Source organism: Nostoc sp. CCY 9925 (assembly GCF_963920935.1).
Lineage (GTDB): Bacteria > Cyanobacteriota > Cyanobacteriia > Cyanobacteriales > Nostocaceae > Nostoc.
Map to the genome: position 1 here is coordinate 37015 of NZ_CAWUDO010000058.1, position 18560 is coordinate 55574.

14 protein-coding genes are annotated in these 18560 nt (G+C 40.6%); 6 read left to right on the forward strand and 8 right to left on the reverse strand.

Features of this window, described 5'->3' with window-relative positions; all coding sequences use genetic code 11:
• Positions 1-246: 246 nt before the first annotated feature.
• Complete coding sequence (ftsH, locus tag ACM0OY_RS25160) at positions 247-2136, reverse strand: ATP-dependent zinc metalloprotease FtsH (protein WP_414571549.1); 1890 nt, start codon at positions 2134-2136, stop codon at positions 247-249.
• A 392-nt stretch (positions 2137-2528) separates the two neighbouring features.
• Here ftsH and ACM0OY_RS25165 point away from each other — a divergent pair, with 392 nt between their 5' ends.
• Both ACM0OY_RS25165 and ACM0OY_RS25170 read left to right on the forward strand, forming a co-directional pair.
• Entirely contained in the window at positions 2529-3074 is a 546-nt protein-coding gene (locus tag ACM0OY_RS25165) for an NADPH-dependent FMN reductase (RefSeq protein WP_414571550.1), read from the forward strand.
• Between the two features lie 297 nt (positions 3075-3371).
• A complete protein-coding gene (locus ACM0OY_RS25170; protein WP_414571551.1) occupies positions 3372-4802 on the forward strand; it encodes a hypothetical protein in 1431 nt (476 codons plus the stop codon).
• 106 nt (positions 4803-4908) lie between these two features.
• On the opposite strand, the gene ACM0OY_RS25175 is transcribed toward ACM0OY_RS25170, so the two are convergent.
• The 3 genes from ACM0OY_RS25175 to ACM0OY_RS25185 all read right to left on the reverse strand — a co-directional run bounded on the left by ACM0OY_RS25175 (position 4909) and on the right by ACM0OY_RS25185 (position 9325).
• Positions 4909-7086 (reverse strand): lipoxygenase family protein, encoded by a 2178-nt coding sequence (locus ACM0OY_RS25175; RefSeq protein ID WP_414571552.1) that lies wholly within the window; start codon positions 7084-7086, stop codon positions 4909-4911.
• A gap of 168 nt (positions 7087-7254) precedes the next feature.
• Entirely contained in the window at positions 7255-7398 is a 144-nt protein-coding gene (locus ACM0OY_RS25180; RefSeq protein ID WP_414571553.1) for a hypothetical protein, read from the reverse strand.
• 808 nt (positions 7399-8206) lie between these two features.
• On the reverse strand, positions 8207-9325 hold the full coding sequence (locus tag ACM0OY_RS25185; RefSeq protein ID WP_414571554.1) for a ferrochelatase: 1119 nt from the start codon (positions 9323-9325) through the stop codon (positions 8207-8209).
• Positions 9326-10038: 713 nt separating this feature from the next.
• Here ACM0OY_RS25185 and ACM0OY_RS25190 point away from each other — a divergent pair.
• The 4 genes from ACM0OY_RS25190 (at position 10039) to ACM0OY_RS25205 (ending at position 14830) form a co-directional block, all read left to right on the forward strand.
• Complete coding sequence (locus tag ACM0OY_RS25190; RefSeq protein ID WP_414571555.1) at positions 10039-10608, forward strand: hypothetical protein; 570 nt, start codon at positions 10039-10041, stop codon at positions 10606-10608.
• Between the two features lie 146 nt (positions 10609-10754).
• Positions 10755-12017, forward strand: a complete 1263-nt coding sequence (locus ACM0OY_RS25195; protein ID WP_414571556.1) for an MFS transporter — start codon at positions 10755-10757, stop codon at positions 12015-12017.
• 137 nt (positions 12018-12154) lie between these two features.
• The gene (ilvB, locus tag ACM0OY_RS25200) at positions 12155-14068 is read left to right on the forward strand and encodes a biosynthetic-type acetolactate synthase large subunit (RefSeq protein WP_414571557.1); all 1914 of its coding nucleotides are present in this window, start codon (positions 12155-12157) and stop codon (positions 14066-14068) included.
• 312 nt (positions 14069-14380) lie between these two features.
• Positions 14381-14830, forward strand: coding sequence for a tellurite resistance TerB family protein (locus tag ACM0OY_RS25205; RefSeq protein WP_414571558.1), 450 nt, complete (start codon positions 14381-14383; stop codon positions 14828-14830).
• A gap of 170 nt (positions 14831-15000) precedes the next feature.
• Here the strand turns inward: ACM0OY_RS25205 and ACM0OY_RS25210 are convergent, their stop codons facing one another.
• The 4 genes from ACM0OY_RS25210 to ACM0OY_RS25225 all read right to left on the reverse strand — a co-directional run bounded on the left by ACM0OY_RS25210 (position 15001) and on the right by ACM0OY_RS25225 (position 18041).
• Positions 15001-15606: a hypothetical protein gene (locus tag ACM0OY_RS25210; protein WP_414571559.1), complete on the reverse strand. Its 606-nt coding sequence runs from the start codon at positions 15604-15606 to the stop codon at positions 15001-15003.
• Between the two features lie 412 nt (positions 15607-16018).
• Positions 16019-17086 (reverse strand): NADH:flavin oxidoreductase/NADH oxidase, encoded by a 1068-nt coding sequence (locus tag ACM0OY_RS25215; RefSeq protein ID WP_414571560.1) that lies wholly within the window; start codon positions 17084-17086, stop codon positions 16019-16021.
• 162 nt (positions 17087-17248) lie between these two features.
• Positions 17249-17455: a hypothetical protein gene (locus ACM0OY_RS25220; protein ID WP_414571561.1), complete on the reverse strand. Its 207-nt coding sequence runs from the start codon at positions 17453-17455 to the stop codon at positions 17249-17251.
• 304 nt (positions 17456-17759) lie between these two features.
• Positions 17760-18041, reverse strand: a complete 282-nt coding sequence (locus ACM0OY_RS25225; RefSeq protein WP_414571565.1) for a hypothetical protein — start codon at positions 18039-18041, stop codon at positions 17760-17762.
• Positions 18042-18560: the final 519 nt, after the last annotated feature.

Below are 18560 nucleotides of genomic sequence, written 5' to 3' on the forward strand. Positions count from 1 at the left end.
GGATGGAGAGTTATGTTTGACAGTAATGTTTTCAGCTTTTTCTATGAAGATGCGCCATACAGCAAATTGCAACTTGATGAGGTACAGATAATGGTAGAGGCACAACATGTTGTGCCTCTACCCGCGTACTTCATTTATCTGAAATACGCTGTATTTTACAAATAAATAGTACAAACTAAAACCCATATTTCATAGTCAATAGTTGAGAGTTTATCAACTATTGACTACTAAATCTTGGCTAATCTCTTAATGAGATACAGCCACTTTCTCATCCACTATCTGAGCATTTTCAGCAACAATTTTGCGGAATAAATCGCCTTCAATTGTCTCTTGCTCTGCTAGCAAATCTACTAAACGCTCCAAAACTACGCGGTTTTCTTCCAATAGTTCTTTTGCTTTGATGTAGGAATTATTAACAATTTCGCGGACTTGGGAATCAATTTTGGCGGCAATTTCCTCAGAATAGTCTGATTTATTCATCCAGTCACGCCCCAAAAATACTTCTCCACTCTGATTTTCTAGGGACAGCGGGCCTAATTCTGACATCCCAAACCGCGTAACCATTTGGCGTGCCATTCCTGTTACTTTTTGCAGGTCATCTCCTGCACCTGTGGTGACTTCTGGCTTACCAAAAACAATTTCCTCGGCAGCCCGACCGCCCAAAGTGGCAGTAATACGTGCTTTGAGTTGGGAACGAGAAATCAATCCTTGTTCTTCGTTGGGAGTAAACCAAGTTAATCCCAGTGCTTGTCCCCGGGGAATGAGTGTAACTTTTTGCACGGGGTCGTGGTCTTTGAGCAATGTGCCCACTAAGGCATGTCCAACTTCATGGTAGGCAATTAAGCGCTTGCTCTTGCTATCTACTAAGGCGGTACCTTCCATACCTGCAACTACTCTATCGACAGCATCATCGATTTCTAAGATGGTGACGGCTTCTTTGCGCCTTCTTGCTGTGAGAATGGCAGCTTCGTTGAGTAAGTTGGCTAAGTCTGCGCCTGTGAAACCAGGAGTGCGGCGAGCGATCGCTTCTAATGATACGCTAGGGTCAATCTTCTTATTCCGCGCGTGGACTTGCAAAATTTCCAGTCGTCCTTTCAAATCCGGTGCATCCACCATCACTTGTCTGTCAAAACGTCCGGGTCTGAGCAGCGCCGCATCTAATACATCTGGGCGGTTGGTGGCAGCAATAATAATGATGCCAGTGTTACCTTCAAAACCATCCATTTCGGTCAGCAGCTGGTTGAGGGTTTGTTCTCGCTCATCGTTTCCGCCACCGATGCCAGCACCCCGTTGTCTACCTACGGCGTCGATTTCATCGATAAATATCAGACAAGGTGCATTGTCTTTGGCTTTTTTAAACAAGTCACGCACCCGCGATGCACCGACACCAACGAACATTTCCACAAATTCCGAACCGGAAATACTGAAGAATGGTACACCTGCTTCACCAGCGATCGCTTTTGCTAGTAAAGTTTTACCTGTACCAGGAGGGCCAATTAACAATACTCCTTTGGGAATGCGTGCGCCCACAGCAGTAAATCTTTCTGGCTGTTTCAGGAAGGTAACAACTTCTTGCAGTTCTTCTTTGGCTTCTTCAACCCCAGCAACATCTTCAAATTTCACACCAGTTTTTGCTTCCATTTGGAAGCGAGCTCTGGATTTACCGAAATTCATCGCTTGGCTAGAAGCATTAGTAGAACGACGCAGGAACAGTAGCATTAAAGCTATCAACGGTAAAATCCACATCAGGTTAATCAACAACCCAACAGCAGCCCGACTGTTCGCAGAAGAAATCTCACCAAAATCAACATTCTTATCTTTGAGAATGTTAATTAACTCTGTATTTTGCGCCAAAAGTCTCACCTGTTGCGGTGGTGTGTTCTCTTTTTGCCCCTTGAGATAAACCCTTGCTATCTGTTCGGCTTCATCAAGCTCAACTTTTTCGATTTCTCCCGCCTTCGCTTTTTTGATCAACTCGCCATAATTTAAAGAGTTGCTCTCTGGTTTTTGTGCCAAAACAGGAGTACTCCCAAAAATTCCTGGCAACATCATCAAACTAGCTGCTAGCCCACCAATCCAAGCAACGCGCTTTGATGACCCCTGTTTTATCAACGCTTTTTTTCGCAAATTTGTCATAGTAATTACCCTTTGTCTGCTGGCAGAAGTTGAGCTATGGTTTTATGCCTATTCTTCTAGCAAAAATTCCAATAACTGGAAGTTACGGTTTCTTATCTAGTCTAACTTCCAGACAAAAACATGCCCAAATGTCTCCCAACTATTGCATAAACTCGATGGGCTGGATAATTTTACGCAGAAGTGGTCATAAGCCATAAGTGAGAATACTTGGTGCAACTGGCTCCTGAATTGTTGGTCAAGCCCTTACCCTTGGTAGGGAGAAAAACCAAAAATTTCTCGCAAAATTTTAATTTGACACATTCTGATACAAATCGCTAAGATAAACATAGTCATACCGACTTCGTTTTATTAGTCTTCGTGATAGTAGCTAGTTAGTAGTTTGTGAGTTAATTATGGTAAAAATTGTTGGCATTGGCGGTAGTTTAAGGCCTAATTCCTATACCCACCTGGCTTTGCAGGTTGCGATGCAAAGAGTGGAAGCGTTAGGTGCAGAGGTAGAAATTCTTGATTTACGGGAGTTGCAGCTACCATTCTGTGATGGTGGAAAAGAGTATCCAGAATACCCAGATGTGAAGCGATTGCAGGATACAGTTAGTAACGCTCATGGGTTAATTTTAGCGACACCTGAGTATCATGGTGGCGTGAGTGGTGTTCTAAAAAATGCTTTGGATTTGATGAGCTTTGACCAACTGTCTGATAAAGTGACGGGGCTGATTAGCGTATTGGGGGGTCAGTCTAATAGTAATGCGTTGAATGACCTAAGGCTAATTGTCCGTTGGGTACACGGTTGGGTGATTCCAGAACAAATTGCGATCGGACAAGCTTGGAGTGCTTTCAATCCTGAAGGTAAGCTATTAGATGAGAAGCTTTCCCAAAGATTTGACCAATTTGCCCAGAGTTTAGTTGATAATACTCGCAAGCTACGGGGTGTTAATTAATTGTAGGTTGAGGATGAAATTATTGTAGGGTGTGTTAGGCGCATATTTCAAGATTATTTGTTACGAAAAATATGAGATAAGCGCCTAACGCACCGCTATATAGCAATCCGATTTGATTGGAAAAAATTATTTTAAATCGAGAGAATAAAAACTTTTGAAACTATTGTATTTAATCAGCTAATTTCTCAATCTAATAATACTAATATTAAAAATATGGTGTCTATATTAGACATATCACGTAACCTTTGTAACTTAAATTTAATATCAGAACAAACGTACCAGCAGATAGAGTCTTCAATGGAAGAAGGTGAAATCCCTACCCGTTCGAGGTTGCTCTATGAACTTGGACAGGAGGCAGCGAACCGCCGACTTAACCCTGATTTTTCTACCTTGTTTCAAGTTGCTATTGCATTTGAAGCACCTGCTGAGTTTACTGAGGAAATGCGCTTAGAATTACTCCAACTTTTAGAACAACTCAAACAGTCGGGAGTTATTACCAAACGTGTTTATCAAAGACTAGAAGCAGATATTAAAGCTAGTCATATCAAAATGAATATCGAGCTATTTCATCAAGCCGAAAATCAAATGAAGGTTTATGAAAATTTACAACTCAAAGGTTTAGAACCTTACCTTAAAACCTTGCGTTCTAGTGGTATATTATCTGCTGATGGTTACACCAGATTAATACAAGACATCCAAACAGAAAATATTGCTAGTAACATTGACTTATTTAAGCACTTTAATCATGCAGTAGTTTTTGACATCAACGATTACTATAAAAAACTGTATGATTACTTGCCAAAAATTTATCAAAGCATTGTTAATATGCTCCATGAATCAGGCATAGCAAACATTAAAATTGGTAATTTTTCGGTTGATGATAAAATGATATTTTCAATGTATACGAATGGGAGGAAATATCAGTATAGTTTATATCCAGTTATCAAAAACAAATTTTCTATACCTATCGCTGAAAGAAGAGAATTTTTTTTCTTATTTAATAAAATACTGCGGGATATAGGTTCGCCATATCGACTTTATGACATAGGAACTGTTAGCGACGAATTAATAGGTTTATCAGCGTTAGAAAATACTAACAAATTTGGATTTATTGCACTTAATAATAAGCAATTTAAATTCTTTTTAGATAAATCATATATTTTTGATATCAACAATTTTGATGAACAAGAAAAAGATTTAACAACAGACCGCATAGAGGAAATCATTACAATTTTAGAAAAAATAAGATTATTAAATCACTTAACAGCACAACAAATAAATATAACTAAAGACAATATTAGACAAAGTTATATTACTAACTACAACCAATTATTGCAAGCTTTCGATACTTTTGTTCCTACTATTGATTTGGAAGCCACTTCTATAGAGGATCGATATAACCGACTTATCCGTAAATTTGCAGAGGTTTCACGAGGTAATTTCACACCAACTGACATTTCATTTGACTGGAAAAATAATCAAACTGCTGAAGTTTATTTTAAGTTTAATGGCAAACCCTACAGTGCAAATCTTGAATTTCAAGATGATTTTGCCGATGAGCGTAGGCTATTTAGTTTAATTCTACAATTAGTTGATAAAACTGTACCGAATGGTGGCAGATTTTATCCACTTTATGAGGGGCATGATTATATCATTGGGTACATTTTTTTAACTAGCGAACAGCGCAGATTGCTCGAATCTGAAAAATTGGTTGTATTTTCTCCATAAATATGATTTCAAAAATAAAATACTAGCGGTATACAAAACGGTGCGTTATGGCTAAAGCCATAACGCACCCTACTTAAAATTTTCTGACTACTGAATTCTGAATTCTTTAGATATTTATACTTTGGGGAATTTGGGAAGGTAGCAAGAATTTGTAAGGCATTATTCTTGTACGATTCCGTTGAGTAATTTCTTGCTCAATTGCTTTGAGTTGATTTTGAAAAGTCGCCAAGGCTGAACTAATTTGTGGCTTGGATTTAAAATATGAGTTGGAGTATTGCCCTAGCTGTGTATAGTAAACTGAGCCAAGCAAATAAGTTACATTCAGTTGAGTTTTAGCTTGTTCTAGGGAAGGTAGCATACTCATAAAGTCGCCTGGTTCGTTGGGATTTGTGGGTGCTGGAGAGTAACTGGCTAGAGGAAAGGCTGGTGCATAGGTCATGAGTTCGCCTTGGGCAAAATTAACCGCAGCGTGTTGGGCGCTAGCTGTAAAAATAATGGTGGAAACCGCGTCAATTAGATAATCTAGGGTTTTAATTGTGCCTGAAGCATCTTCACCAAAATTCTGGAGGCGGCCTCCTTGTTGGGAAATTAATTCTTTTGCCCAATTTTGTAAAGCTTGGTCTGCTAGTAGTTGTTGCCCATTAGTATAGTAACTACTCAAATAGGCACGTACCCATTGATGAATAGCATTCCAAATCAGCAGTCCATCATCTCGATAAGGATATTCAGGTAGTTGAGAAACTCGGTCAACACCGCGACTTGTTAAAGTGTTGGGAAACATTGCATCGTTGAAATGATGCAAATAATCTTGGGCAGCTTGAACAGTGAGTTGGCGATCGCTTTCTATTGTACTAGCTAAAAGTTCATCAACTTGACGGCGATCGGCAATCAAAAGTTGATGTGCGCCGTAATTGATTAATATAGTTCCTTCAAAGTGAGGTTCCAGTAAAATCCTTAAATGGTGGTTTGCTGGTAACCGCCGCTTAGTAGCAATTACAAAAGGTTCGATAAATAAGTGAGTGCGACCAAGATGGCTAACTAGTTCATGGTAATTGCTATCTGCCATTTGCACAATGCTTTTGGCGATCGCCCAGTTCTCGCCATCAAGAGGTGTAAACACTGGGTGTTCAGGTTGGCATTGAATAGCTACTGGAATTAAAGACCGAGATGGGTTGCTAGATGGTGGTACTACAAATAATGCTAAAGGTGAATATATATATTTTTTTTGATTCGGAAAACTACCATTTTCCATATTTTTTAACTTAGAATAATCAGCTTTATAAAGCCGACCTTCTTGCCTCGCTGCTTCCAGAGAATCGTTGGGAATCCCGATAATTTGTTGGTATTGTTCGTTGCTAATCAGTAAAGCCTTGTCTTGTTGTGATACCTGTTGCAGCATCAGCGGATTTGGTCCAGCAACCTGCATATAACCAAAAACTAAATCCTCTTTAAACCTAGAGCTAATTTCTGGGAGAGATATTTTAACAAATAATTTATTATAATCTTCAATATTTCGCTTTATTGGAGATTCTTGTCTAGAGAACTCAACTTCCATAGAGGATGGATAACTGTCTTTTAATCCCAATAATTGAGCATGAGAATTAAGTATTTTCTGGAAAGCAGAACTTAATAAATCTGTGACTGAATCTTCTAAACTAAATGGTGCTAAAAATTCCACATTTCCGGGACTTTTGTGAAATTCATGCAATTCAAATTCCTCATCAATACTTTTGATTTGTTCCTCAAAATCTGAGATTTTTTGGGTATCAAATGAAACAATACTTGAGGGATCGTGACTAATGATTTTTTCGGTAATTTCTTGAGTAATTGATGCCAGGTTCAAAGCAATTTTTTCTAAATCTGCGCCACTCTCAGCATCTTTAATTTTTTGCTCCATATTTTCTAAAGCTTGTACCTTACTATCGAGGGCTGAGCTATTGTTTTGGGTATCAGCATCGAGTTCATAAGACACATTAGAATCTGAGGAATTAGGAAAGTTAGTTAGAGTATCATTTACCAAAATCAGCGTTATTTTTTGAGCGACGGAAAGTACCCATTTTAAATTCGGTAACTCTTGAATTGGAACCTGTATTTTAATGACTGGCAATGGGAGAGCGCCCGTCATAGCTAAAGGAGGGATATAATTATAATTGTAGTCATATTGCATGTATTGTAAAGAAGCTTTACTAAGTTTTACTAACTTATATAAAAGAATCAGAAGACTTTGCACATCTGTCTTTGAGAGACTTAAAGAAGAAGATATAACGTGAGAAGCTAGAGACATATTTGCTCCTATTTTGAGTAAATTTTTCCTAACAATATCAAACAAATAGATCTAAGAATTAGATATACAAGTCTTGTAAGTAAATCAAGTCCGCCAATTGTCATACTGGCTTTTTGCCGCAGGAATGTCACCTTACCATCCGTGGCTCATCAAGAAAACATCTGTGATTCACTGCTCAGATTGCCTAGATTTATATAAGATATTTATTACTTTTTTGCTAATTAGTTTTTCATTGTTTTCGCGTTCTTTGCCATTAGCATCAAAAGCGATGAAATAGTAGGTCAAAAAAGTTTCAATTAATGTTTCTGGCATGTGTAAATCTTTCTATTTCAGCGTTGAATTTCATTAAAAGAGCAAGGAAAATAGTGCATTAATTACACAAAAATTTGGCTGCTGTTTGATAACCAGGACTTACGCACTGAAGCTTGAAACCCTGATCCCCCCTAACCCCCTTGAAAAGGGGGGAATGTCTAAAGCCCCCTTTTTAAGGGGGTTGGGGGATGTGAGTGCGTAAGTCCTGATAACAACACCCCTATTTTTTTGCCAATAAATGCTTTTGGATACTCAATACAGTAGTGAAATGATGGTGTTTTTTTTTCGTAATCTCTCGATATTTGCGTCGGTCTACACTTTCATCACCATTACTCAGGTTTTGGCGCATCTTTACACAGAACTGGTATGAGATAATTAGCCCCAAAAGCTGCTAAGAGCTACTAAAAATTGTTGCTGCGTGACCAGTCATATCATGTCTGGTTAAAGACTTATCATTAGGGCTGACATGGTGGACGCTCTGACGCACAGAAATTTTTATAGTAAGTGATTACCGAGACTTTGATATCAAGAGATTGTAATCTTTTATAACCTAGCAGATGTGATATTACTGGTTACAGAATAACTTTAACAATTCCAGTTTACCTGAGTGATAGTACTGAGTTTGAACGGAATTTTACCTAAAACTCAGATGAAAAAAATAAATGTATATCAGTATTTTAGTGCAGACAGAAACGAAGGCTTGAAGAGTATCTGCAACGGTGTGATATCAAGATTTGAACTGCATCTATGCCTGAAAGTAAACATCAATTTGGAGTGGGCAAAGCTTTGCCCACTTACAAAATTAAGCTTAATGGTGGTGGTGGTGATGGTGATGGTCAGCTAATTGGGGGTTAACTGCCACAGTTTGCTCTGACAATAACTGTGCAATATGAGCATCAGCCCATTCAGCAGCGATCGCTAAAAATTCCGGATGGTCGTTAACGCAAGCCATTTGTACGTAGTTTATACCATGATGCTGTTTTTCCAAAGCATGGATGATGTGGTGTACATCCAACAGAGTTTCATGGTTTTCCGTAGCAAAGCCTATTGGCATAAATACCACTACTTTTGCACCTAATTGAATCAAGTTATTTGCTGCCTGTTGTGCATTTGGCTGCGTCCATTCAATCAGAGGTGTATCGTGATTAAGCCAACCTACCGAGATTAAAGGATAGCGGTTAATCAACTTATCTCGTACTAAATCGTATAGCGCCTGACTTTCAGTAATTCCAGAAGTAAATCCTTTGGCTTTGTGCGGACAACCGTGATTCATCAGCACAATACCGATTTGAGAAGGTAGGTAAGCTGCTGCTAAATCAGCGTTAATTTTCTCCTCAACTAAATGAGCCATCAAATCGATGTAAGCTGGTTCGTTGAAGAAAGAAGGAATGTAGCGCTGTGCTTTAACCCAGTGTTCTTCACCATCAGTCAACTCGACAAGAGCATTGTTAACTTGTTCGATGGCAATCCCACTAGTAAAGATAGAATCAACAACTAGCAGTGGATAAATTAGCAGCTTATCAAAGCCTTGGTTTTTGATTTCTGCCAAAACTTGTTTGGGTAAGAAGGGGGCGCAAAAGTTGAAAGCTTTGAAAACTTGGACATTATTGCCCCATTTTTCTTGTAAATTCTTCTCAATCCCAGCACGTTGCTGTTCAAAGATGGCGTTGTGTGGAGAAATGAAATCGTGGTGTGTGTGTCCCCACTCATGACGGTCAAATAGTGCCAGAAGTCTTGCTAGGGGGGGATAAATCCAGGTTGGCACTGGTGCGAATTTGGCGGTGAGTAGATTCAAAGCCTGTTCGTTATAGTTGGCGAAATCTTCGTAGCTTTCAACTTCGCCGTAGCCCATAAGTAGTACGGCTACACGGTCTTTACTTGACAATTGTTCGTGAGTATGTTGTAGTTTTTCGGGCGTTGCAACCACAATAACTTCCTCAATATAACCAGAGTGCAGAGAGATATAAAGTTAGGGGATAGCTTGAACATTTCCCCTAATAGTAAATTATTATCACATCCCCCCGGATGGGATAGGTGTAAAAATCAAAATAATACATCAAAAGACATAATTTGGTTACTACTGCATAGATAAAAGCACTCTAAGGGCTGTAAATGTCAGGACTTAATGAGAAATTCAGTCCAGTCCACTAAGCGTGGACTTCAGCTATTAGCTCAGGATTTTATCAATACTCTCTGGCAATAATTAGATAAATTGAAATTATAATTTTGAGTGATGTCAGAATAGTTGAAGCTGCACATACAATCCTCAGGAATTGTGTTATTAATATTAGCCTTAAACAGATTGAACGATTAATATATAAATTTGGTCAATTTCACGCCCTGTCTCTCATATTTTCTGCTATCAAAGCAAATTCAGACTCTGGAATTCAAATTAGCGATGCCTGCGGTGGGTTACGCCTACGCACTCAGAGATGATAGAAAGTATTATCCCTGTATCTGAATTGTTTGGGCGTAAAATTATGTAATTTTACGATTAATTCAGTTTTATTTATAACTAAAATTTTATTTAAAATCTTCCTCGCATCTACTGGCACATCTTATATACAACGCGAACAGCTAATAGATCCTTGTAGTAGGTTTAAGCTATTAATAATTTTGAAAGCTGCCACGCACAGACAGATGAGCATCATTATTTGCCCTGGAATCCACGATCCAGTCTTCACCCAATCTTTTATATCGGCATGGTTAGATACTTCTCATGGCTCAATTACCGAAAATCAAGCTAAGATACTGGTTTTTCCGGGTAAGGATTTTCTGAGTTTATCAGCTTTGCACATTTTAGAGTTTTTGCGCGATCGCCTCAACAACTCTTTGGAATCGCCGCTGATATTCATTAGCTTTAGCGCTGGCGTAGTCGGGGCAATAGGAGCGGCGTATTTGTGGCAACTCTTGGGTGGTCGTGTGAAAGCGTTTATTGCTATAGATGGATGGGGAGTGCCACTACAAGGTAATTTCCCGATTCATCGGATGAGTCATGATTATTTCACCCATTGGAGTTCTAGTTTGCTTGGGATTGGGCAAAATAACTTTTATGCAGAACCAGGAGTCGATCATATGTCAATTTGGCGATCGCCTGAAACTGTACAAGGTTGGTGGGTAGATTCATCCATTGGAATTTTTCCCCCCAAAGGCTATCTGAGTGCAGCTGAATTTTTGCGTATGCTGTTAGAACGCTATGAAGCCAATTAATCCGGACAATGGAGTAACTAAGTGAGAAATAGGAGATGGGGGAGTGTGGGAAGTATGAGGAGATTATAAAAAAGCTTCCCACTCTTGGCACACCTCCTACACTCCCCAGTCCCCATACCCCATGCCCCATCTACCTAAAGTAACTGATGTTTCCAACAGAACCTGCCGCTGTTAATAACGGGTTTAGCGCACTGCTAAAAAACCGTGGTTTTATGCTCCTGTGGATTGGGCAACTAGTTTCCCAGTTAGCAGATAAGGTCTTCTTTGTTTTGATGATTGCTCTGCTGGAGAACTACTCACCACTTCCTGGGTTGGCACAAAACTCGATGTATTCAACTTTGATGCTGTCGTTTACAATACCAGCAATTTTGTTTGGTTCTGCCGGCGGTATCTTTGTTGACCGTTTGCCAAAAAAGCTGATTATGGTCGGCTCAGATGTTGTGCGTGGAATATTAACGCTGTGTCTTCCCTTGTTACCAAGGGAGTTTTTGATTCTCTTAATCCTAACTTTTGCCATTTCCACAGTCACACAGTTCTTTGCCCCAGCGGAACAAGCCTCCATTCCCTTGTTGGTGAAGCGAGAAAATTTGTTGGCAGCCAACGCACTATTTAGCAGCACCATGATGGGAGCTTTAATTGTTGGCTTTGCCGTAGGAGAACCGATTTTGAGTTTGGCGAAAAGCTTGATGGGGGAAGAATACGGTCAAGAACTTGTGGTTGGAGGACTATACATATTATCTGCTGGCATCATGCAGCCGATTAAGTTTAAAGAACACAAACTACCAAAGGAACATCAAGACGAAAATCACCCTTGGGCTGAATTTACCGCGAGTCTACGCTATCTCAAGAAAAATCGTTTGGTCTTGAACGCGATGCTGCAACTGACAACCTTATATTGTGTATTTGCAGCCTTAACGGTGTTGACGATTCGATTAGCCGAAGAGTTTGGTCTCAAAGAAAAACAGTTCGGCTTTTTCTTAGCAGCAGCCGGGGTAGGTATGGTACTTGGTGCGGCACTTTTAGGTCACTGGGGTGATAAATTGCACCACAAGCCCTTACCTTTAATTGGATTTTTGATGATAGCCCTAGTTTTAGCAGTGTTCACTTTTACTCACAATTTAATGCTGGCCCTTGGACTGTGTGCAATTTTAGGTATCGGTGCTGCCTTTATTGGTGTGCCTATGCAAACTTTAATTCAACAGCAAACACCATCAACAATGCATGGTAAAGTGTTTGGCTTTCAAAATCATGCTGTCAACATCGCCTTATCTGCACCCTTGGCAATCACTGGGCCGTTAACCGATGCTTTGGGATTGAGAACGGTGCTTGTGGTTATGAGTGTTGTTGTCGTACTTGTCGGCGTTTGGGCTTGGAAAAATACCCGCAGAGTCTTGCAAGACGTAATTTAACTAATGTAGGCTAATACTCTGGCTTTATTTTTAATCTATAAATTAAATTAATCGCAATTTAATTGAAGTTTTCTATTAAAATGAAATCTTAACTACAGAAGTCAGCATTAACTTTAGCTATAGTCTGAGGTTTGACCGTGCGTTCACAAAGTGTCTCCGTTGGAGAATTGCCTTCCCAAATCAGTATTCCACAAACCGAGAATCAGAAAAACTCCCGTAATTCAAACCCGCCAGTCGTGCCCAAACGTGCATCTGGCGGTTTTGCTCTGCTTGACAGCCTTCATCGCCACGGTGTTGAGTATATTTTTGGTTATCCTGGTGGGGCGATTCTGCCAATTTACGACGACCTGTACAAAGTGGAAGCTACTGGTGCGATTAAGCACATTTTAGTGAGACACGAACAAGGCGCAGCCCACGCTGCCGACGGTTACGCGCGTGCCACGGGGAAAGTGGGAGTATGCTTTGGCACTTCTGGTCCAGGAGCAACTAACTTGGTAACAGGCATCGCCACAGCCTACATGGATTCGATCCCGATGATTGTAGTCACGGGACAGGTTTCACGTCCAGCGATCGGTACAGATGCGTTTCAAGAAACCGATATCTACGGGATTACGCTACCAATTGTCAAGCACTCCTATGTAGTGCGCGACCCCAAAGATATGGCGCGAATTGTGGCTGAAGCCTTTCACATCGCTAGCACAGGGCGTCCAGGGCCAGTTTTAATTGATGTCCCCAAGGACGTAGCTTTAGAAGAATTTGAGTATGTGCCTGTGAAACCAGGCTCAGTAAAGTTACGCGGTTATCGTCCCACAGTCAAGGGAAATCCCCGGCAAATTCAAGCAGCAATTCAGTTGATTAGCGAAAGTCGCCGTCCACTTCTGTATGTAGGTGGTGGTGCGATCGCCGCTTCTGCCCACGAAGAAATCAAACAATTAGCTGAGTTATTCAATATCCCCGTCACCACAACCTTAATGGGGATCGGCGCCTTTGACGAACATCATCCCCTAGCTTTGGGAATGTTGGGAATGCACGGCACCGCTTACGCTAACTTTGCCGTTAGTGATTGTGACTTGCTAATTTGCGTCGGTGCAAGATTTGACGATCGCGTCACAGGCAAATTAGATGAATTCGCCTCCCGCGCCAAAGTAATTCACATCGACATCGACCCCGCAGAAGTCGGCAAAAACCGCATTCCCGAAGTACCCATCGTTGGCGATGTGCGAAACGTCTTAATTGACTTGTTACGTCGCTGCAAAGAAACAGGCGTCAAGGCGACACCAAATCAAAACCAAGAGTGGTTAACTAAAGTTAACCGTTGGCGGGAAGAGTATCCTCTAGTAGTACCCCAGCATACTGACAGCATTTCACCCCAAGAAGCGATCGTAGAAGTCAGCAGCCAAGCACCAAACGCTTTCTACACCACAGATGTCGGACAACATCAAATGTGGGCAGCGCAATTTTTGAAGAATGGCCCAAGACGCTGGATTTCTAGCGCAGGTTTAGGAACCATGGGTTTTGGCCTACCTGCGGCCATGGGCGCGAAAGTCGCCTTTCCTGATGAAGAAGTCATCTGTATTAGCGGTGATGCTAGTTTCCAGATGTGCTTACAGGAACTTGGAACTTTATCACAATATGGCATTAATGTCAAGACGATAATTATTAACAATGGTTGGCAAGGGATGGTACGCCAATGGCAGCAAGCCTTCTATGGCGAACGTTACTCATCCTCGAACATGGAAGTAGGGATGCCAGACATTGAATTATTGGCAAAAGCCTATGGAATCAAGGGTATGGTAATTAGCGATCGCAGCGAATTAAAAGATGGGATTGCCGAAATGCTGGCACACAATGGCCCGGTAATTGTGAATGTCCACGTTACCAGAGATGAAAATTGCTATCCAATGGTAGCTCCTGGCAAAAGCAACGCTCAAATGGTCGGCTTGCCCAAGCAACAGCCCAAAGTCCCAGCAGAGCCAGTTTATTGTAGCAACTGCAATGCGAAAAATGCTCCTACGCATAACTTCTGTGCTGAATGTGGAACGAAGTTGTAGGAGGGACTGGGGATTAGTGGAGAAACATTAGAGGGCAAACACCCAATTTCTAGTTCTGAATACCTATTATTCAATCCCCCAATTCCCAATCCTCAGTACCCAGTCACTAATCCCCAGTCCCCAATCCCTAATAAGCCGTCTTTATACGCAGAGGATAGATTTCTCTGCGTATTTTTTGTGAAACAAATATTCATATCAATAACTAATAGCATTTGTATTTTTACTCATTTTTTGGGAATTCTAAATCTACGAGGTTGTATAAACCCTAAGGTATTACTTCCTCAAATATCACGTAACTTTTAAAGGATAATTATGCCTCAACGCAAGTTGCCCAAAGGCCGTAGTGCTAGTTCAGTTGCTTTAGAACCAGAAGTTGCGATCGCAATTATAGGACTTTTTTCCGCAGCTGCTGATGGTGAAGGTATTTCTTCAACAGAAGAATATGCTTTGAGTGAATTTCTCAGTCAGGTTGGTTTATTTGAAGATTACTCTGATGATGACTTTGAAGAATTGACCGATAAAGTCGTCAGCTTGATTGAAGAAGAAGAACCTGAAGACTTAGTAGCCCAAGCGATCGAATCCTTACCAAATAGAGCTTATCGAGAAGCTGCATATATCACCGCTATCTTAGTGGTGGGGATTGACGAAGAAGTACCCGAAAATGAACAAGATTATATCTCTGAACTTCAGGAAAGCTTAAGAATTTCAGACGAACGAGCGCAAGAACTAATAGATGAAATATTCGGCGAAGAAGAGGAGTAATCCTTTTGAAATTGCAGCCTCAGTCATCTACCATCGTTAATTTGAGGTTGCCAATTTAGAGTATGAAATAATTTTGTTGAACTTGAGTTGTTCAGATTCCCGACTTCATGAAGAAGTTGGGAATCTTGCACGTTATCAACAAAGAATAAAGCCTCTGTTCCTGTATTCAGCTAAGATGAAATTGGTACATTTTTAAATGCGGCTGTATCTGGCACAAAAATGTCCAAATTATTGATACCATCGGGAACTCTTAGCCAGACATAAGCATCTGCGGAGGCTTGTGGACGTACTTGGAACAAAGAAACGCTTCCTGTTGAGCGATCTAAAGCAACTCCTTTGTATGTTTCGCTAGTGTCAGGATTACGGGCTGTTGTACTAGAAACCGATATGATATCACTACCAGAAACTCCGTCTGTGGCAAGCCGACGGATACGCATTTGCACATTTATGACATCACGGTTTCCAGTTTGTGGATCTTTAATTCGCTTGGCTGAAAGTAATTCCACTTCTGCCTTGTTGCCAAAAGCAGGCTGCACAAATTGACCGGGTTGAATTGCTGAGCTAGTAGTAGCTGGCGATGGTGATGCTGTTGGTTCTTTTGAAGGAGTTGTAGTTGTAGGACTTGGCACTTGAGTGCGAGTGCTATTGCTTAGTGTATTAGTGTTGGTGGCATTTAGCGTCTCTCGCAGCGTGAAAAGTTCGTAAGCTACATAACCGCTACATCCTAAAGCCAAAGTAGAGAGTAATACAGCCACACTAGATAAAAATGTACTCACACCGTTGCCTCGATTTCGTATTTATGTAAATTTAGGTTAATCTACCTTTCGATTTTATCTTGAAGAAGCCTTAAAAATTTCAGACGAACGAGCGCAAGAACTAATAGATGAAGTGTTTGGAGAACAACAGGAGTACTGAGTGAAATTGCAGCCTCAGTCATCTACCATCGTTAATTTGAGGTTGCTAATTTAAAGTATCAAATAATTTCGCCTCAAGAGCTAGAAATGGATTTGTAATATTTAAGGCGATCGCATTTCAATACGGTTTGGTTAAAGGGAAAAGGGTAATTTCAAACCTTTCCCCTTTTCCCAGCCCACATCATAGATCAAGAGTGCTTATCCGAACCGGATTAGATCGCATTTTTGTTTGGCAATTCGTCAAACCATCTCACAATTCCCAGTCCCGAGATCATCACAGCCAAGCGCGGTCATATTGAACAGGCCAGAGTTTATCGTGTCCGAGTTGTTTGGCTGCCAGATGTGGCCAGTAAGGATTGCGGAGTAGTTCACGTCCTAACAGGACTATATCAGCTACTTCTGTGCGAATTAGTTCGTCAGCTTGTTCTGGAGATGTTATTAACCCTACGGCTCCTGTATAGATGTTAGTTTTACGCCGGATACGTTCGGAAAATTGAGTTTGATAACCAGGTTTAACTGGGATGTTGATCCCCGGTATCAGTCCCCCTGATGAAGTATCAATGAGATCGACTCCTAGAGACTTAAGTTTGTCACTTAAAGCGATAGTTTGCTCAATGTCCCAGCCCTTGTCTACCCAGTCAGTGGCAGAAATGCGTACCCAAAGTGGATATGTCTGAGGCCAAACCTCTCGGATTCCTTGAACCACTTCTATTAACAAACGAGTACGGTTTTCAAAGCTACCACCATAATCATCTTCACGATGGTTAGAAAGGGGTGAGAGAAACTGGTGTAGTAAGTAACCGTGGGCAGCATGGATTTCAATCACCTTGAAACCAGCTTGTAGAGAACGTTTAGCAGCTTGGATAAAGGCGTCAATAACTTCTTGAATTCCTTCAATACTTAGGGCTTCAGGCACAGGGCTATCTTTGCTAAAAGCGATCGCACTGCTGGAAACTAAGGGACGCCAACCTTCCTGAGATTCATCGAGCACTTTTCCACCTTTACTCGGTTTGGCAGTGCTGGCCTTCCTGCCTGCATGAGCAAGTTGAATACCTGCAACAGCTCCAAAGTTATGAATTAATCCCGCAATCTTGGCTAAAGTTTGGATGTGTGCATCTGACCAAATGCCCAAGTCTTGCGGGCTAATACGTCCACGTGGTTCCACAGCTGCTGCTTCTGTTAGCACTATACCTGCACCGCCAACTGCACGAGAAGCTAGATGTATCATATGCCAATCGTTAGCATATCCGTTTGTACTGGAATATTGACACATCGGTGAAACAGCGATACGGTTGCGAAAAGTAACTTCTCGAATCCTGAATGGTTCAAACAGGTGTGGCATCGGTGTTGATTCCTTCTCTTGGTATGTGATGCGGAATAGGTTTGCAGTATAAACGCAAAAAGCAGCGGCTAAAAAAACACTACTTCCGTGCGTCAGTGAATAACTATCAATGATTAGATTGCTGTGGTTTTTACACCTTATTATCATGCACTGGCTATGGAATCAAATGCTTTGTGAATCGCTAGAGGCGCGATCGAGACTGACAGGAGTAGTCTTAAAATCAGGCTTTTGGCTTTGCAACTCCCAAATATCGTATTGTACTTCTTCTTGATCCACCAATAACTGTAGATGTTCTGGTAATTTGGTTGTTTGCCAAACTGACCAAACTTCTCCATATAAACACTCTCTTTCAAGTTGTCCAAAAAACATTGGTTTATTCTCCAGTAGTATCGCGGTTAATAAGTCTAGTGGTCTTGTATTCGTAATAACTAAATTTGAGAAAATATCAAAAATAATTGATATAAACTATGTATAATTCTCAAATTCGGCTATTTTTATCTATCTATTTCTTCAGCAGCATAATTAATCATGATTATTGCAACACATAGTTATGATGCTAAGAAAATTAATAAAAATAATAGAATTATCAATCGAAGATTCTCATAAAATGAAAATTTCTACTTAGATGATGTTTGAAAATTACTGGTTAAGGTATCTAAAACTTTAGATCCTTCTAAATCCTGCTTAAAAAGGAGAACTTTGAGAGGGCTATTCCCTGCTTTTGAGCATTGACAGGCGTAGTTTGCTGCTGCTTCGCCTGTCCAATATCCGGAAGAGTTTGCCCAGGCGGTGTATGACTACCACCACCAATAAAGCCACCACAAATTAATTCTCGTGTTGCAGCATCACCGGCAGCATAAAATGGCCCACCCCCGATGACTAGAACATCAGCCTCTAAATCTAGTTGGGAAAAAGCAGTAGAACTATTGCCTAACTCAGATAAATTTGTACTCATGATTTGATCTCCTAAATTTTGGGAATTGAGGATTGGATACCAGAGTTAACTTCCAATGCTGTGTTCTGTTTCCGTTTTCATGATTGGATACAGGGGATTAGGAAGAATCATCCCTTTGCCCTCTAATAGTCTCCAGTCCTCAGCCCCAGACATAACTCTCAAGACACTAAATTTGAGTTTATTAGCTAACTTACTCAATTTTTTGCCTAAAATACGATAAGTCAATCAAATTACCGTATTTTATATTTATGAGATTTACATATATCGTGCTAAAAAACAAGAGGCGATTAAAAATTTTATTGACTTTTATCAATAAAATTTGATGCAGCCTTACAAACAAATGGTATTGATTGTAGGTTCCGACAGCCCTACCTTGGACAGGTTTCCTGACTAATAAGACTTACGCAAAAACTCCTCAAACTCTTATTTCTTTGTGTCCTACCCTGCGGGAAGCCAGTTTACGTCTAAGTAAGTCGGCGGGGAAATTTATAACTATGTAACGAAAAGTTAACCGTAGAG

What these genes read in the sequence shown, in the direction of transcription:
- ftsH (WP_414571549.1), bottom strand. Translation starts at nt 2,136, where the DNA reads ATGACAAATTTGCGAAAAAAAGCGTTGATAAAACAGGGGTCATCAAAG.
- ACM0OY_RS25165 (WP_414571550.1), top strand. Translation starts at nt 2,529, where the DNA reads ATGGTAAAAATTGTTGGCATTGGCGGTAGTTTAAGGCCTAATTCCTAT.
- ACM0OY_RS25170 (WP_414571551.1), top strand. Translation starts at nt 3,372, where the DNA reads ATGGAAGAAGGTGAAATCCCTACCCGTTCGAGGTTGCTCTATGAACTT.
- ACM0OY_RS25175 (WP_414571552.1), bottom strand. Translation starts at nt 7,086, where the DNA reads ATGTCTCTAGCTTCTCACGTTATATCTTCTTCTTTAAGTCTCTCAAAG.
- ACM0OY_RS25180 (WP_414571553.1), bottom strand. Translation starts at nt 7,398, where the DNA reads ATGCCAGAAACATTAATTGAAACTTTTTTGACCTACTATTTCATCGCT.
- ACM0OY_RS25190 (WP_414571555.1), top strand. Translation starts at nt 10,039, where the DNA reads ATGAGCATCATTATTTGCCCTGGAATCCACGATCCAGTCTTCACCCAA.
- ACM0OY_RS25195 (WP_414571556.1), top strand. Translation starts at nt 10,755, where the DNA reads ATGTTTCCAACAGAACCTGCCGCTGTTAATAACGGGTTTAGCGCACTG.
- ACM0OY_RS25205 (WP_414571558.1), top strand. Translation starts at nt 14,381, where the DNA reads ATGCCTCAACGCAAGTTGCCCAAAGGCCGTAGTGCTAGTTCAGTTGCT.
- ACM0OY_RS25215 (WP_414571560.1), bottom strand. Translation starts at nt 17,086, where the DNA reads ATGCCACACCTGTTTGAACCATTCAGGATTCGAGAAGTTACTTTTCGC.
- ACM0OY_RS25220 (WP_414571561.1), bottom strand. Translation starts at nt 17,455, where the DNA reads ATGTTTTTTGGACAACTTGAAAGAGAGTGTTTATATGGAGAAGTTTGG.
- ACM0OY_RS25225 (WP_414571565.1), bottom strand. Translation starts at nt 18,041, where the DNA reads ATGAGTACAAATTTATCTGAGTTAGGCAATAGTTCTACTGCTTTTTCC.